The organism is Pseudomonas sp. FP2309 (genome assembly GCF_030687575.1).
GTDB lineage: Bacteria > Pseudomonadota > Gammaproteobacteria > Pseudomonadales > Pseudomonadaceae > Aquipseudomonas.
The window spans coordinates 591,787-608,362 of the sequence record NZ_CP117439.1 but is presented as its reverse complement, the minus strand read 5'-3'; the positions used below and the strand labels follow the sequence as shown (position 1 = coordinate 608,362).

Sequence of the window (16,576 nt, the reverse complement as noted above, 5' to 3'; positions counted from 1 at the left end):
TTGGGGCTGATGGACGCCTCGACGTAAAACACCGAAGGGTCGTTTTTGGCAGCACTGAGCACCTTGTCCAAGGCGCGGTCGCCCTGGCCTTTTTCCAGCAGTGCCTTGTTGATCGGATTTTCGCGATTCAGGTAGCGGGTCAAATGCTCACCCGCCGCGTCGTCGTAGACCACAAACAACACGTTGGGGTTGCGCTGGGCACGCCGGGCAAACTCCGACAGGGTCGGCACGTCACTGTCCCACATGGCACGGGGCGCCACCGAGGCCAGCAACTGCGCCATGTCGTTGGCGGAGTCTTGCAGGTCTTTCTCCAGCGTCGCACGCAACTGCTTCTGCTCTTGCTGCAAACGCGTGGAAAGCCCGGCGGTCAGACGCTGCCGGGTACTGGCGGACAAGCTGTCCAGACTGGAGGTGACTTCCTTGCCGGCTTGGGCCAACTCGCCCGACAACTTCTGGCTATCGATACCCAGGCGACTGCCCAACTCTGCTTCCAGTGCAGTGACGGTGCTCCGGGTTAGCGCGACCGCGACCAGCACTTGCACCAAAAGGGCGATACCGAGGGTAACGAACACAGGCCGCAACAGACGGCTTTGTAACAATGAAAGAACGGCAGACATCGGGAATCCCTCCACCACGGGTGCCAGTAAATTGATAGCACCGCGAAAAAGAGAAACACAGCAAGGGTCGTGCCGCTTAGTGAGCGACTACGAAAAAGGGCTCCCGAGGGAGCCCTTTTGCTATTTACATCAACGGCTTATTAAGCGAACGGATGACGCAAAACGATGGTCTCGTTGCGGTCCGGGCCCGTCGAAATAATGTCAATCGGCGCACCGATCAGCTCTTCGACACGCTTGATGTAGGCACGCGCATTGGCCGGCAGCTCTTCCAGGGTTTTGGCACCCACGGTCGACTCGGTCCAACCCGGCACTTCTTCGTACACAGGCTGCAGGCCCACGTAGCTGTCAGCGTCGGTCGGCGCAACGTTGTTGCCTTGTGCATCTTGGTAGCCGACGCAGATGTTGATGGTTTCCAGGCCGTCGAGTACGTCCAGCTTGGTCAGGCAGATGCCCGAGATGCTGTTCACATCGATGGCACGACGCAGGATGACAGCGTCGAACCAGCCACAACGACGAGCACGGCCGGTGGTCGCGCCGAATTCGTGACCCTGCTTGGCCAGGTGCGCACCGACGGCGTCGAACAGCTCAGTCGGGAACGGGCCCGAACCTACACGGGTGGTGTAAGCCTTGGTGATGCCGAGGATGTAGTCCAGGAACATCGGCCCCACGCCCGAACCGGTCGCAACGCCACCAGCAGTAGTGTTGGAGCTGGTCACGTACGGGTAGGTGCCGTGGTCGATGTCCAGCAACGAACCCTGGGCGCCTTCGAACATGATGTCTTTGCCGGCGCGGCGCAGGTCGTGCAGCTCGGCCGTCACATCCAGCATCAGCGGCTTGAGCAGCTCCGCGTATTCCTTGCACTCGGCCAGGGTCTTGTCGAATTCAATGGCCGGTTCTTTGTAGTAACCGACCAGCATGAAGTTGTGGTAATCCACCAGTTCACGCAGTTTGTCTTCAAAACGCGGCATGTTGAGCAGATCGCCCACACGCAGGCCGCGACGAGCCACCTTGTCTTCGTAGGCCGGGCCGATACCGCGACCGGTGGTACCGATCTTCAGCTCGCCACGCGCCTTTTCACGGGCCTGGTCCAGCGCAACGTGGAAGGACAGGATCAGCGGGCAAGACGGGCTGATACGCAGGCGCTCGCGCACCGGTACGCCTTTCTCTTCCAGCTTGGTGATCTCGCGCAGCAGGGCATCGGGCGCAACCACCACGCCGTTGCCGATCAGGCACTGCACGCCTTCGCGCAGCACGCCCGACGGGATCAGGTGCAAAACGGTTTTTTCGCCATCGATGACCAGGGTGTGGCCAGCGTTGTGACCACCTTGGTAGCGCACTACGGCGGCAGCATGTTCGGTCAGCAGATCAACGATCTTGCCTTTGCCCTCATCACCCCATTGGGTGCCCAGGACTACGACATTCTTACCCATAACACTTGTCCTCATTCGCGCAAACTTGGTGCCGGCGATGGCCGGCAGGAAAACTCAAGAAGCCAGTGGCGTTACTTGCCAAAGCCCGTTCTGCAGAATCAATTGCTGGTCGCAGTCCGCTTCACGGGCGGCGGCCAATGGCTGACCAGGCAAGGCCTGGACAACACGTTGACCCTCACTGCGCAACTGGCAAACCTGCTGCCAGAGTGCTGCGTCCGTACTGTCGGGCATCCAGATGCCACCGGACGGCAGCTCGACCTCAGCACGCCCCAGGGTCACCAGGGTTTTCAAATCGGTGGAAAAGCCAGTCGCCGGACGGGCGCGCCCGAAGTCGGCGCCGATATCGTCATAACGACCGCCTTGGGCGATGGCCTGGCCAACACCCGGGACAAACACCGCGAACACCACACCGGTGTGATAGTGGTAGCCGCGCAATTCGCCCAAATCAAAGTACAGCGGCAACTGCGGGAAGCGTGCCGACAGCCGCTCGGCAATCGCCAGCACATCGTCCAGCGCAGCCAGCACCGGCGCCGGCGCGTTAGCCAGGCGCTCACGGGCAGCCACCAGCACCTCGCGGCCGCCGCACAGGTTCACCAGTGAACGCAGCATGCCGGCCAGGTCGGCAGGTACGCCTTCGGTCAACGCGATGACTTCATCGATAGCCTTGCGTTGCAGAGCATCGAACAACTGTTGCTCCACTTCACCGGACAAACCGGCCGCACGGGCCAGGCCACGGTAGATACCAACATGGCCAAGGTCCATGTGGACATCGGGCACGTCGGCCAGTTGCAACATGGCCAGCATCAAGCTGATCACTTCAACATCGCTGCTCGGGCTGGCGTCGCCGTACAACTCGGCGCCCAGCTGGATCGGGCTGCGGGAAGACGACAAGGCACGCGGCTGCGCATGCAACACGCTGCCGGCATAGCACAGGCGGCTCGGGCCTTCACGGCGCAAGGTGTGCGCATCAATGCGCGCAACCTGCGGCGTGATGTCCGCACGGAAACCCATTTGCCGGCCCGATTGCGGGTCGATGACCTTGAAGGTGCGCAGATCCAGGTCCTGGCCCGCGCCGGTCAGCAGGGATTCCAGGTACTCGATATGGGGGGTCACGACAAACTCGTAACCCCAGCTCTGGAACAGATCCAACACCTGGCGGCGCGCTACTTCAATGCGCGCAGCTTCCGGTGGCAGTACTTCTTCGATGCCATCTGGCAGCAGCCAGCGGTCTACCGTTGCCATTACGCCATTCCCCTATGATCCGGGCGGCCAGCCCTCGGCCGAGCCTTGAGTGAAGCAGAAAATACCCGCCACCTGCATAAACCACGCGCAAGAGCGACGTGACGAACGACCTGTAACCGGCCTCGTCGGGCACTTTCCTCGAAAAACCTGTCACGCCTGCCGAATCAAACATGCAGACGCAAAAAAGCCGGGAATTTCCCGGCTGCCGCATCATACACCCGTTTTCTGAAAGGATCACCCCGCCAGGCGTTTTAGCCGCCCGACGGAGTGCGTCCTACACAGTGACGAGCTGATTACTTGGATTTTTCCAGGTAGCGGAAGAAGTCGCTACTTGGGTCCAGCACCATGACGTCGGTTTTGTTCGCGAAGCTTTCACGGTAGGCACGCAGGCTACGATAGAACGCATAGAACTCCTGGTCCTGACCGTAAGCCTTGGCATAGATAGCCGCGGCTTGAGCATCACCATCACCACGGGCCTCTTCAGACTCGCGATAAGCCTCTGCCAGCAGGACACGACGCTGACGGTCAGCATCCGCACGGATACCTTCGGCCAGTTCGTTACCCTTGGCGCGGTGCTCACGAGCCTCACGCTCACGCTCGGTGCTCATACGTTCGAACACACTGCGGTTCACTTCTTTGGGCAGGTCGATCGCCTTGACCCGGACATCGACCACTTCGATACCCAGCTCTTTTTCAGCCATCGTGTTCAGCGAACGCGTGATATCAGCCATCAGCGCGTCACGCTCACCGGATACCACTTCGTGCAGGGTGCGCTTACCAAACTGGTCACGCAGGCCCGACTCCAGACGGCGCGACAAGCGCTCGTCGGCAATCTGCTTGAGGCCGGAGGTCGCGGTGTAGAAGCGCTCGGCATCCTTGACGCGCCACTTGGCGTAGGCATCAACCATCACGGCTTTCTTTTCCAGCGTCAGGAAGCGCTGTGTCGGTGCATCCAGGGTCATCAGGCGAGCGTCGAACTTGCGCACCTGGTTGACGTAGGGGACCTTCACGTGCAGGCCTGGCTGGACATCCGCCTGGACCACGCGACCGAATTGCAGCAGCACCGCACGCTCGGTCTGAGCCACGATGTAGAAGCAGTTCCAGGCAGCGATGACCACGACGACGCCCACAATCAGGGCGGTCAGCGATTTATTGCTCATCAACGACTCTCCCTGGTACGTGTTTGCTGTTGCAGCAAGTCAGCGGCCGCACGGGCGCTCGCTTCATTGGCAGCGGCATTCGAACCGGTGGACGGCGCGCTGGTGCCGCTACGACCACCTTCGATCATCTTGTCCAGCGGCAGGTACAGCAGGTTGTTCTGCCCACCTTTGCTGCCGGTCACGAGGACCTTGCTGGTGTTACTGAAGACTTCCTGCATGGTGTCCAGATACAGACGCTGGCGCGTGACTTCAGGGGCCTTGCGGTACTCCACGACCAGCTTGGTAAAGCGATCCGCCTCACCTTTGGCACGGGAGACCACTTCGTCGCGGTAACCGTTGGCATCTTCAATGATGCGCTGGGCCTGACCACGGGCTTCGGGCACGACGCCGTTGGCGTAGGTTTCAGCCTGGTTACGCGAACGCTGCTCGTCTTCACGGGCGCGGATCACGTCGTCGAAGGCTTCCTGCACTTCACGCGGTGCGGCTGCGCTCTGTACGTTCACCTGGGTCACGGTGATACCGGTGCGATAGGTATCGAGGAACCGTTGCAGGCGCTCCTTGATTTCGCTGGCCATCAGTTCACGACCTTCGGTCAACACCTGGTCCATGGCGGTGGAACCCACCACGTGGCGCAAGGCGCTTTCGGTTGCGTGTTGCAGGCTGATTTCCGGCTGATCAACGTTCAGCACGAAGTCCTGCAGATTGCTGATCTTGTACTGCACGGTCAGCGGCACTTCGACGATGTTCTCGTCTTCGGTCAGCATCTGGCCCTGCTTGGTGTAGGCACGCTCACGCGTGACGTTCTCCATGTACTTCTTGTCGATCGGCGGGAAGTAGATGTTCAGGCCTGGCCCGACCGTCTCGTAGTACTTGCCGAAGCGCAGCACCACGGCCTGCTCCTGCTCGTCCACCACATAGACGGCGCTGTACAGCCAAACGGCCGCCAGCACGACAAGACCAAGGCCCAGCAGGCCATAGCCACCGCCCTTGCTTGTGCGACCGCCGTCGTCACCACCACGTTTTTTCCCACCACCGAACAACCCATTCAGGCTTTCCTGCAGCTTTCGGAAGGCCTCGTCGAGATCTGGTGGCCCCTTGCGGTCGCCATTATTGCGGCGCTTACCACCCCAAGGATCCTGATTATTCGAGTTGCCACCCGGCTCATTCCAAGCCATAGCGCTCTCCATCTGATAAAGCAAAGACGCACCCACGGCGCGCCGACCAATGCTACAGAATGCCTGCTACTGCGGCACAACCGCTTTAGGAGGCTTTTATTGCAAAGTGTGTTGTTCGATGAACTCTGTCGGTACAACGCCTTCGCGGCTGACCAGCCGATTGAGCTCCGAGCGCGGCAATCGAACGGCCAGCAAGCTGACACCTTCTTCGTCGTGTTCTTCTTTCTGTACCGCGCCCAGCTCGAAAAACTGTGCACGCAGTCGAGCAAAACGCTGAGGCAAGCGCAAGGTGCCGACAAACAAATCGCTGCCGAGCAATTCGGCAATGGCCTGTTCAAGCAGCTCCAAACCACTGCCATCTCGCGCCGACAGCCAGACCCGCTGGGGTTTGCCGTTCTCGTCGCGCTGGATTTGTGGCTCAACGCCTTCAAGCAAATCGAGTTTGTTATAGACCTCAAGGATCGGCAAGTCCTGGGCGCCAATCTCGCCCAGCACCACCATGACCTGTTCAATCTGCAGCATGCGATCCGGTTCGGCCGCATCGATCACGTGCAACAGCAGGTCGGAATTGCTCGACTCTTCGAGCGTAGACCGAAATGCCTCGACCAGCTTGTGGGGCAGGTGACGAATGAAACCCACGGTATCGGCCAGAACGATCGGCCCCAGGTCGTCGATGTCCAGACGGCGCAAAGTCGGGTCGAGGGTGGCAAATAATTGGTCAGCCGCGTACACGTCGGACTTTGTCACGTTGTTGAAGAGCGTGGACTTGCCAGCGTTGGTGTAGCCCACCAGGGAAACGGTAGGGATATCCGCACGGGAACGTCCACGTCGCGATTGTTCGCGCTGGCTGCGCACTTTTTCCAGGCGACCCTTGATCTGACGCAACCGGACCCGCAGCAGACGCCGGTCGGTTTCCAGCTGGGTTTCACCCGGACCACGCATGCCGATACCGCCACCCTGACGCTCAAGGTGAGTCCAGCCGCGAACCAGGCGGGTGCTCATGTGATCAAGCTGGGCCAGTTCGACCTGGAGCTTGCCTTCATGAGTACGGGCGCGCTGGGCGAAAATATCGAGGATCAGGCCAGTACGGTCGATCACGCGACACTCGAAAACCCGTTCGAGGTTACGTTCCTGACTCGGCGTGAGGGTGTGATTGAAGATCACCAGATCGGCTTCTTCGGCGTGGACCAGGTCGCGCAGTTCCTCGACCTTGCCGCTGCCAATCAGAAATTTAGCGGTTGGCCGATGACGCGGCACGTTAAAAAACGCAACGGTCTCGGCGCCGGCCGAATTTGCCAACTCCTGAAACTCCTGCGGATCTTCGCGCGCCTCAGGGTCCTGTCCATCCAAGTGAACGAGGATGACTCGCTCACCACCACCGTGGCGCTCAAAGAACAAAGGAGACTCCTATCAGGCGTTACCTGGCTCAGCGTCACCTTGTTCGTCGCCCGCTGCGCTAGGCAGACGGATTGGACGCACTGGGACTACTGTCGAGATAGCGTGCTTGTAAACCATCTGGCTTACGGTGTTTTTCAGCAGGATCACGAACTGGTCGAACGATTCGATCGTGCCTTGCAGCTTGATACCGTTGACCAGATAGATGGAAACCCCCACTTTCTCTTTACGTAAAGTATTCAAGTAAGGGTCTTGTAGCGAATGCCCTTTTGACATGTGCCGCACTCCTTTAAGGATCAATAATAAAAAATCGGAAAATAGGTAGCTTATGGCCGTCACACCCCCAAGGATAGACGGCAATTGCAAGGACTCAGCTCAATATGGAGACCGTTCCCAAGTATTTCAAGGCGCGTGACAGATTGTCGCTGTCCAGGCTGTCCAACCAGTGCAAATCGCTCCAGCTGCGCAACCAGGTGAACTGGCGTTTTGCCAATTGGCGCGTGGCAATGATGCCGCGCTCCTGCATTTCGGCTGACGTCAGCTTGCCATCCAGATGATCCCAGACTTGGCGGTAGCCTACAGCACGTATCGAAGGCAACCCCGGATGCAGGTCACCTCGTGAACGCAGTGCTACGACCTCGTCGATAAACCCCTGTTCCAACATAATTGTGAATCTTTGCGCAATTCGTTCATGCAGCACCTGGCGATTTGCCGGAGCGATGGCCAGATTCGCCACAGTATAGGGCAATTGTGACTGTCCAGATGCGCCTGGATCAGCACTTTGCGCAGATTGTTTCAGCCGCAGTTCAGTCATGGTCTGACCGCTGACGCGCCAGACTTCCAACGCGCGACTCAGGCGTTGAGGGTCATTCGGGTGAATCCGCGCAGCCGACACCGGATCTACCGCCGTCAACTCGTCGTGGAGGGCTTGCCAGCCAAGACGTGCGGCCTGCTCTTCAAGCTCGGCGCGGACCTGGGCGTCAGCCGGCGGCATATCCGCCAGGCCGTCCTGCAAAGCCTTGTAGTAGAGCATCGTGCCGCCCACCAGCAGCGGAATATTGCCCCGCGCGGTGATCTCAGCCATAGCCGCCAGGGCGTCGGTGCGAAAGTCGGCCGCAGAATAGCTCTGGGCTGGATCGATAATGTCGATCAGCCGATGCGGATGCTGGGCCAGCAGTTCTTTGGACGGCTTGGCCGTGCCGATGTCCATGCCCCGGTATACCAGGGCGGAATCGACGCTGATCAGTTCGCACGGCAACACCTTGGTCAGCTCGATAGCCAGGTCGGTCTTGCCGGCGGCAGTGGGGCCCATCAGGAAAATAGCGGGGGGCAAGGCACTCATCAGCGGCCGCGCAAGAACAGTTTGTCCAGATCGTCCAGGCCCATTTGGGTCCAGGTCGGTCGGCCATGGTTGCATTGCCCGCTGCGCTCGGTGTTTTCCATGTCGCGCAGCAGGCCATTCATTTCCGGCAAGGCCAGGCGACGATTGGCGCGGATGGCGCCGTGGCAGGCCATGGTGCCGAGCAGTTCGTTGATGTGCGCCTGGATACGGTCACTGGTGCCATATTCCATCAGGTCTGCCAGCACGTCAGCCACCAGCCGGTTGGCTTCGGCTTGCTTGAGCAGCGCAGGAATCTGGCGGATCGCCAGGGTTTCCGGACCCAGCCGCTGCAGCTCGAAACCCAGCTTCTGGAACACGCTGTGGTGCTCTTCGGCGCAGTCGGCTTCACGCTGGCTGACCGCCAGGGACTCCGGCACCAGCAGCGGCTGGCCGCTGAGGCCTTCGCTGGCCATGGCGATCTTCAAGCGTTCGTACATGATCCGCTCGTGGGCGGCGTGCATGTCCACCAACACCAGGCCATGGGCGTTTTCGGCGAGGATATAGATGCCTTTGAGTTGCGCCAGCGCATAACCCAACGGCGGAATATCACCGCCGCCTTCCGGCAAGGCCGCGGCAGCGCCGGACTCAGCCCCCGGCAATGGCGCAAAGAATTCGCGATAGGCCGCACGGGCCTCGGCCACCGGCACCGCCGATTGCGGGCGCGGCGTGTATTGGTATTGATAACCCGCACCCGCACCGGAACCCGGCGCCGTATACGCAGGCTGCGGAGGCGGCGATTGCAGCAAGTTGCCCGCCAGGCTCATTTCGCCTTGAGGACCAAACTCACCGGCCTCGGGGCCGCTCGGGCGCACCACCGCTGTGACGATCGGCGCCGCCAGTTGGTCATCTGGGCGCACGTCACCCAGGGCGCGGTGCAAGGTGCCATAGAGGAAGTCATGCACCATGCGCCCGTCGCGGAAGCGCACTTCGTGCTTGGTCGGGTGCACATTCACGTCGACCACAGCCGGATCGACTTCAAAAAACAGTACAAACGTCGGATGCCGGCCATTGAACAGCACATCGCGATACGCCTGGCGCACCGCGTGGGCCACCAGCTTGTCGCGCACCGCGCGACCGTTCACAAAGAAATACTGCAAGTCCGCCTGGCTACGGGAGAACGTCGGCAACCCGACCCAGCCCCACAAGCGCAGGCCATTGCGCTCGATCTCGATCGGCAGCGCCTGCTCCAAAAAGCCCGCGCCGCAGATCGCCGACACACGCCGCGCGCGCGCCGCGTCGTCATGGGCTTCGTGCAGGCTGAGAATGGTCTTGCCGTTATGGCGCAGGTGAAACGCCACGTCGAAACGCGCAAGGGCCAGGCGTTTGATCACTTCCTGCAGGTGATCGAATTCGGTTTTTTCGGTTTTGAGAAATTTGCGCCGCGCCGGGGTGTTGAAGAACAGGTCACGCACCTCTACGGACGTACCCACAGGGTGCGCCGCCGGTTGAACTCGAGGCGCCATGTCGCGGCCTTCGGTTTCCACTTGCCAGGCCTGGTCGGCGCTGCGGGTGCGTGAGGTCAGGGTCAGGCGGGCCACGGAGCTGATGGAGGCCAGGGCCTCACCGCGAAAGCCCAGGCTCATCACCCGTTCAAGGTCTTCCAGGTCGCGGATCTTGCTGGTGGCATGGCGGGCCAGCGCCAGCGGCAGGTCATCGGAGGATATGCCACTGCCGTCGTCACGCACCCGCAGCAGCTTGACGCCACCCTGCTCCACGTCGACATCAATGCGCTTGGCGCCGGAGTCGATACTGTTTTCAAGCAGCTCCTTGATCACCGACGCAGGACGCTCGACAACTTCGCCAGCGGCAATCTGGTTGGCCAGGCGCGGACTGAGCAGCTCAATGCGCGACCCGTTATTCAAGGTTGATTCGCTCATTACTGCGCCGCCAATTCAGTGCCGGGGATAGTCAACACCTGGCCCACTTTCAGCTCATCGGTCTTCAGGTTATTGGCGTTGCGCAAGGCTGCCGCCGACACCTGGAAACGCACCGCCAGCATCGCCAGCGTGTCACCGGGCTGTACGCGATGGTCACGCGGGCCCTGGGCGATTTTGCCGGAGTCACGCAGCCAGGCGATGTAGGTGCCCGGCGGTGGATTCTGCTGGAAGAACTGGCGCACACCGGCGCTGATCGAGCGCGCCAACGCCTGCTGGTGACTGGCACTGGCGAGCTTGGACGCTTCGTTGGCGTTGGAAATAAACCCGGTTTCCACCAGGATCGACGGGATGTCAGGCGACTTCAGCACCATAAACCCGGCCTGCTCCACCCGCTGTTTGTGCAGCGAAGTCACACGGCCGATGTTGCTCAGCACCTTTTGACCCACGTTCAGGCTGGAGGTCAGCGAGGCGGTCATCGACAGGTCGAGCAGTACCCCGGCGAGCATCTTGTCCTTGTCATCGAGGGACACGTTGCCGGCGCCGCCGATCAAGTCGGAACGGTTTTCACTGTCGGCCAGCCAACGAGCGGTCTCGGAGGTGGCACCGCGATCAGACAAGGCAAACACCGAGGCGCCGAACGCAGCGGTGGACGGTGCGGCATCGGCGTGGATCGAGACAAACAGGTCGGCGCCCTTCTTGCGGGCGATTTCGGTACGCCCGCGCAGCGGAATGAAGTAGTCACCCGTACGGGTCAGCTCCGCGCGGTAGCCTTTCATGCCGTTGATCTGGCGTTGCAGCTCACGGGCGATGGCCAATACCACGTCTTTTTCATGCTGGCCGCGCGAGCCGGAGGCACCCGGATCTTCACCGCCGTGGCCGGCGTCGATCACCACGATGATGTCGCGTTTGCCGGCCGGGGCTGGTGGCGGTGGTGGCAACTTGACCTGGGGCTGCGACGGGTTGACCGGCACGGCCGGCACCGTCGCCACGCTCGGCGTCGGCGCAGGCGGCGGAGCGGCATCAGCGGCGTTGTCGAACAAGTCGACCACCAGGCGATTGCCATATTGGGCGTTTGGCGCCAGAGAGAAGCTCTTAGGGGTCACGACCTTTTTCAGATCGATGACCACCCGCAGGTCGGTCGGCGTGCGCTGGGCCGAGCGCATGGCAGTGATCGGGGTATTGGCGGTGGACACCTTCAGCGGCGCGGCCAGGGTCGCACCGTTGATATCGATCACCAGGCGATCGGGCGCCGTGAGGGTAAAGACGCTGTGCTGGACCGGGCCAGACAGGTCGAACACCAGTCGCGTGTTATCCGGCGCTCGCCACAGGCGCACACTTTTCACCTGTGAAGCAGCCAGAACATTGACAGTCATTGCCGCAAGCAACACCCCTACGACAGCAACCAACGCGCGAAAGCGCATACCTAACCCCACCAATTATTTGAATTCCAATGCCAAAGCGGCGCACCACGACTGGCCGCGCGCGCTCTGGGGCAACAACTTCAACTGACGTCCTGTTTCATGCGGCGTAATGGTAATGGTCAGGTCCGGCTTTGGCAAAAAGCCTGTGCCTTTATCTGGCCACTCGATCAAACACAGCGCGTCTTCGTCGAAGTAATCACGGATACCCATGTACTCCAGCTCTTCAGGGTCTACCAAGCGATAGAGGTCGAAGTGAAAAGCGCGCACGCCGTCAATTTCGTAGGGTTCAACTAAGGTAAACGTGGGGCTTTTCACCGCGCCTGTATGGCCTAACCCACGAATAATCCCCCGCGAAAGCGTGGTCTTGCCGGCGCCAAGGTCGCCCTCCAGAAACACCAGCCCCTTACCTTTCGTGGCCTGGGCAATACGATTACCAAACGCCACCATGGCTTCTTCATCGGCCAGAAAAAGGATTACTTCAGACACGGAGACTGCTCCTCCAACAATTGACGAATGGCAGGTATCAGATCACTGGCAGCCAGGCCGCGCCCCGAGAGCCCCTGGCGCTCCCCGGCGGTGGCGTGCAACCACACGGCCAGGCAACTGGCCTCATAAGCCGGCATGCCCTGGGCCAGCAACGCGCCCACCAGGCCGGCCAGCACATCGCCAAGACCCGCCGTCGCCATCGCCGGATGACCCTGGTCACAGCGGGCGACCCGCCCGTCCGGGCTGGCAATCAAACTGCCAGCTCCCTTGAGAATCGCGACGGCGTTGAATCTCTGGCTCAACGCGCGCGCCACCTTAAGGCGGTCGGCCTGAACTTCGGCTGTCGACACCCCCAACAGTCGCGCAGCCTCGCCTGGGTGCGGGGTAATCACGCTGCCGGCGGGAAGGCTCACGCAGCCCTTGGCCAACTGATTCAAGGCATCGGCATCCCACACCTGGGGTTGTTTCGTATTGGCAGCAAGCGATAACAGGCTTTTGCCCCAAGCGGCCTCGCCCAGGCCCGGACCTATGACGATGACCGAAATCTTCTCCAGCAAGCCCATCAACTGGTTAGCCGAACTCACGTCCACAGTCATGACCTCCGGCAAACGCGCCAAGGCCGCCGGCACGTGCTCAATACGAGTTGCCAGCGACACCATGCCCGCACCCGCGCGCAACGCACTTTCGGCGCTCAGCAACGCCGCGCCACCCACGCCGCGGTCGCCGCCGACGACCAACAGGTGGCCGAACTGACCTTTGTGGGCGCTGGCGGAACGTGCAGGCAGTTGTGGCAAATGGCCAGGCAACAGCGACTGAACGTCGGTTATTTCGTGTTTTGTCTGCGGCATGCGTCTTCAAGCTCCGATGTCTGGCAGAATTATACGCATCTCACCTGTGGTTTCCCGCGTCTCATGCCTGCTATTACCTCCGATCTGCCCGCCCTCGCCCAATCGATCAAAGACTGGGGCCGCGAGCTGGGCTTTCAACAAGTCGGCATCAGCGGCCTGGACCTGGCTGAGCATGAACAGCATCTGCAACGCTGGCTCGACGCGGGCTACCACGGCGAGATGGACTACATGGGCGCCCATGGCAGCAAGCGCTCCCACCCCGAAGAGTTAGTGCCAGGCACACTGCGCGTGGTGTCGCTGCGCATGGATTATCTGCCAGGCGACACGCAAATGGCGCAGTTGCTGGCACAGCCGGATAAAGCCTACATCTCGCGCTACGCCCTGGGCCGCGACTACCACAAGCTGATCCGCAAGCGCGTGCAGCAACTGGCCGATCGCATACAAGCTCAGATCGGCCCGTTTGGCTTTCGTGCCTTTGTCGACAGCGCACCGGTCCTGGAAAAAGCCATTGCCGAGAAAGCGGGGCTGGGCTGGATCGGTAAAAACACCCTGGTGCTCAATCGCAAGGCCGGCAGTTACTTCTTTTTGAGCGAGCTGTTTGTCGACTTGCCGCTGCCGGTGGATGCTCCCCACAGCACCGAACACTGCGGCCGCTGCACCGCTTGCCTGGACATCTGCCCGACCAATGCCTTTATCGGCCCCTACGTGCTGGACGCCCGGCGCTGCATTTCATACCTGACCATCGAACTCAAGAGCGCGATCCCTGAAGACCTGCGCCCGCTGATCGGCAATCGGGTATTCGGCTGCGATGACTGTCAGATCGTTTGTCCGTGGAATCGTTTCGCTCGCCCCACCACCGAAAGCGATTTCAAACCACGGCATAACCTGGATAACGCTGAACTGGCCGAGTTGTTTATGTGGGATGAGGATAAATTTCTCAGCAGCACCGAAGGCTCCCCCCTGCGCCGCGCCGGTTACGAGCGTTGGCTGCGTAACCTGGCGGTGGGCCTGGGCAATGCGCCTTCGAGTATTCCGGTGCTGGAAGCCTTGAAGGCGCGCAGGGACTATCCATCGGAGTTGGTGCGCGAACACGTGGAATGGGCGCTGAACAGACACGCTACGCGTTAGTGCACATCATCGTTGTAGACGAACTTGGGCATTTCCCAGTGAAAGCGGATCGCCAGCAGTCGCAATAGAAAGCCGCTGAACAGCGTCAGCAGAATCGCCTGCTCGCTGGGCAACTCCAGATAAAGGCACAGCAAGTAGAACCACGCAGCGAGGAACGACACGCTGGCATACAGCTCACGACGGAAAATCAGCGGAATGTCGTTACAGAAGATATCCCGCAGGATGCCGCCGAACACCCCGGTGATCACACCGCTGACCGACGCCACCAGCATGCCGTGGCCCATTTCCAGGGCGGTCATGCAGCCGATCAGGGTGAACGCCACCAAACCCACCGCATCCAGCGCCAGGAACAGCGAGCGCAGATGCCGCATCAGCGGCGCAATAAAGATCGTCACCAGCGCCGCGACCGAGGTCAGCACCAGGTATTCCGGGTGCTTGACCCACGTCAACGGGTAATGCCCCAACAACATATCGCGCACCGAACCGCCACCCAGTGCCGTCACGCAGGCAATCAACACCACGCCAAACCAGTCCATGCCGCGACGCCCCGCAGACAGGGCCCCGGTCATGGCTTCGGCGGTGATGGCGATGAGGTAGAGCATCAACAGCATGAAGGCGATCCTTGCGCAATTGTCATGGGCCCGCTCAAGACCGCAAGGCCGCTCATTAAGAAGGCGCGCATCATGCCTTGATGAAATGCTTGCGGTAATGCTGCAGCTCGGCGATCGACTCGCGGATATCGTCCAATGCCAGGTGAGTGCTGCCTTTATGGAAGCTGTCTTTGACTTCCGGGGCCCAGCGCGCCGCCAGCTCTTTGAGCGTGGACACGTCCAGATTGCGGTAGTGGAAGTAGCTCTCCAACCCCTTCATGTGGGTATAGAGAAAGCGACGATCCTGACAAATGCTGTTGCCGCAGATCGGCGACTTGCCCTTGGGCACCCATTTTTCCAGGAAGGCGATGGTTTGGGCCTCGGCCTCGGCCATGCTGATGCGGCTGTCGCGTACGCGCTGGGTCAGGCCGGAGTTGCCGTGGGTGCGGGTGTTCCACTCATCCATGGTGGCGAGCACGGCATCGCTGTGGTGGATGGCGATCACCGGACCTTCGGCCAAAGTATTGAGATTACTGTCGGTGACAATCGTGGCCATCTCGATGATGACATCGGTGTCGGGGTTCAGACCGGTCATTTCCAGATCGATCCAAATCAGGTTCTGTGGGTTTTGCATGGCTTGATTCTCTTGGCACCTTGGCGTAGCTGCGCAGTTTAGCAGGCGGGGGCGTGCTAGACTCGCGACCGTTTCACCCAACCTTTGCATTATCGACACGGAACACCAATGGCCAAACGCCAGCTCAATCGTCGCCAAAACTGGCGCATCGAAAAGATTCAAGGTGAGCGCGCCGCACGCGCCGCCAAACGTGAGTCCTCCGCCGTGGAAGCGCTCGAGGGCGGCGACCTGGGCCCCGAGCAGACAGGCCTGGTGATCGCGCACTTTGGTGTGCAGGTCGAAGTCGAGGCGCTGGAAGGCGAGCTCGCCGGCTCCGTTTCCCGCTGCCACTTACGCGCCAACCTGCCTGCGCTGGTCACCGGCGACAAGGTGGTCTGGCGTGCCGGCAACCAGGGCATCGGCGTGATCGTCGCCCAGTTGCCGCGCACCACCGAACTGCGCCGCCCCGACAGCCGTGGCCAACTCAAGCCGGTCGCGGCCAACGTCGACATGATCGTGATCGTGTTCGCGCCGCTGCCCGAGCCCCATGCCAACTTGATCGACCGCTACCTGGTGGCGGCCGAGCATGCCGGCATTCGCCCGCTGTTGCTGCTGAACAAATTCGACTTGATCGACGAACAGAACGCGCCGGCGCTCAACGCGCTGCTGGCGGTCTACCGCACCCTGGGTTACCCAGTGCTGGAAGTCTCCGCCCATCACGGCAATGGCATGGAACAGCTGCAACAGCAGTTGGACGGGCGCATCAGCGTGTTTGTCGGCCAGTCCGGCGTGGGCAAGTCATCGCTGGTCAACAGCTTGCTGCCTGAGGTCGACACCCGTGTAGGCCCGCTGTCGGAGCTGTCCGGCCAGGGCACCCACACCACCACCACCGCACGGTTGTTCCACTTCCCAGGCGGCGGTGAGCTGATTGACTCCCCTGGTATTCGCGAATTCGGCCTGGGCCACGTGAGCCGCAGCGATGTGGAAGCGGGTTTCATCGAGTTCAACGACCTGATCGGCACGTGCCGCTTCCGCGACTGCAAACACGACCGCGAGCCGGGGTGTGCGTTGCTCAAGGCCCTGGAAGACGGCCGTGTGCAGCAGCAGCGGATGAACAGCTATCGGTCGATTATTGCGAGCTTGCCGGAGAGCAGTTACTAAACTGCATAGATGGCCTGTGGCGAGCGGGTTGCCCGCTCACCACAACCAACCC

The 16,576-nt window shown here is 61.0% G+C and carries 15 protein-coding genes; 2 read left to right on the top strand and 13 right to left on the bottom strand.

The window, feature by feature from the left end:
* Window positions 1-757: 757 nt before the first annotated feature.
* From PSH59_RS02620 to PSH59_RS02570, 11 genes are all read right to left on the bottom strand, one after another.
* A complete protein-coding gene (locus PSH59_RS02620) occupies window positions 758-2,047 on the bottom strand; it encodes an adenylosuccinate synthase (protein ID WP_248077431.1) in 1,290 nt (429 codons plus the stop codon).
* Between the two features lie 54 nt (window positions 2,048-2,101).
* Window positions 2,102-3,289: an ATP phosphoribosyltransferase regulatory subunit gene (locus PSH59_RS02615; RefSeq protein ID WP_248077428.1), complete on the bottom strand. Its 1,188-nt coding sequence runs from the start codon at window positions 3,287-3,289 to the stop codon at window positions 2,102-2,104.
* 293 nt (window positions 3,290-3,582) lie between these two features.
* Window positions 3,583-4,449: a protease modulator HflC gene (gene hflC, locus PSH59_RS02610; protein WP_010213607.1), complete on the bottom strand. Its 867-nt coding sequence runs from the start codon at window positions 4,447-4,449 to the stop codon at window positions 3,583-3,585.
* Window positions 4,449-5,624, bottom strand: coding sequence for an FtsH protease activity modulator HflK (hflK, locus tag PSH59_RS02605; RefSeq protein ID WP_017526418.1), 1,176 nt, complete (start codon window positions 5,622-5,624; stop codon window positions 4,449-4,451). The genes hflC and hflK overlap by 1 nt, the downstream gene beginning before the upstream one ends.
* Before the next feature lie 96 nt (window positions 5,625-5,720).
* A complete protein-coding gene (hflX, locus tag PSH59_RS02600) occupies window positions 5,721-7,022 on the bottom strand; it encodes a ribosome rescue GTPase HflX (protein WP_027604899.1) in 1,302 nt (433 codons plus the stop codon).
* Between the two features lie 12 nt (window positions 7,023-7,034).
* Window positions 7,035-7,295, bottom strand: a complete 261-nt coding sequence (gene hfq / locus PSH59_RS02595) for an RNA chaperone Hfq (protein ID WP_003188059.1) — start codon at window positions 7,293-7,295, stop codon at window positions 7,035-7,037.
* A gap of 94 nt (window positions 7,296-7,389) precedes the next feature.
* On the bottom strand, window positions 7,390-8,361 hold the full coding sequence (gene miaA / locus PSH59_RS02590) for a tRNA (adenosine(37)-N6)-dimethylallyltransferase MiaA (protein WP_305394238.1): 972 nt from the start codon (window positions 8,359-8,361) through the stop codon (window positions 7,390-7,392).
* Window positions 8,361-10,277: a DNA mismatch repair endonuclease MutL gene (gene mutL / locus PSH59_RS02585; RefSeq protein WP_370694389.1), complete on the bottom strand. Its 1,917-nt coding sequence runs from the start codon at window positions 10,275-10,277 to the stop codon at window positions 8,361-8,363. Before mutL ends, miaA begins: the two co-directional genes overlap by 1 nt.
* On the bottom strand, window positions 10,277-11,698 hold the full coding sequence (locus PSH59_RS02580; protein ID WP_248077421.1) for an N-acetylmuramoyl-L-alanine amidase: 1,422 nt from the start codon (window positions 11,696-11,698) through the stop codon (window positions 10,277-10,279). The genes mutL and PSH59_RS02580 overlap by 1 nt, the downstream gene beginning before the upstream one ends.
* A 15-nt stretch (window positions 11,699-11,713) precedes the next feature.
* Window positions 11,714-12,184, bottom strand: a complete 471-nt coding sequence (gene tsaE / locus PSH59_RS02575; RefSeq protein WP_068937583.1) for a tRNA (adenosine(37)-N6)-threonylcarbamoyltransferase complex ATPase subunit type 1 TsaE — start codon at window positions 12,182-12,184, stop codon at window positions 11,714-11,716.
* Window positions 12,172-13,032 (bottom strand): NAD(P)H-hydrate dehydratase, encoded by an 861-nt coding sequence (locus tag PSH59_RS02570; protein ID WP_305394237.1) that lies wholly within the window; start codon window positions 13,030-13,032, stop codon window positions 12,172-12,174. The genes tsaE and PSH59_RS02570 overlap by 13 nt, the downstream gene beginning before the upstream one ends.
* 63 nt (window positions 13,033-13,095) lie before the next feature.
* Between PSH59_RS02570 and queG the strand changes: the two genes are divergently transcribed.
* Window positions 13,096-14,160 carry a tRNA epoxyqueuosine(34) reductase QueG gene (gene queG / locus PSH59_RS02565; protein ID WP_248077417.1) on the top strand — a complete coding sequence of 355 codons (1,065 nt, stop codon included), beginning with the start codon at window positions 13,096-13,098 and terminating at the stop codon, window positions 14,158-14,160.
* Here the strand turns inward: queG and PSH59_RS02560 are convergent.
* On the bottom strand, window positions 14,157-14,771 hold the full coding sequence (locus PSH59_RS02560; protein ID WP_124361016.1) for a trimeric intracellular cation channel family protein: 615 nt from the start codon (window positions 14,769-14,771) through the stop codon (window positions 14,157-14,159). The genes queG and PSH59_RS02560 overlap by 4 nt on opposite strands.
* A 70-nt stretch (window positions 14,772-14,841) precedes the next feature.
* Window positions 14,842-15,384 (bottom strand): oligoribonuclease, encoded by a 543-nt coding sequence (gene orn / locus PSH59_RS02555; protein WP_003188046.1) that lies wholly within the window; start codon window positions 15,382-15,384, stop codon window positions 14,842-14,844.
* 108 nt (window positions 15,385-15,492) lie between these two features.
* Between orn and rsgA the strand changes: the two genes are divergently transcribed.
* Window positions 15,493-16,524 carry a small ribosomal subunit biogenesis GTPase RsgA gene (rsgA, locus tag PSH59_RS02550; protein ID WP_003171340.1) on the top strand — a complete coding sequence of 344 codons (1,032 nt, stop codon included), beginning with the start codon at window positions 15,493-15,495 and terminating at the stop codon, window positions 16,522-16,524.
* Window positions 16,525-16,576 lie beyond the last annotated feature (52 nt).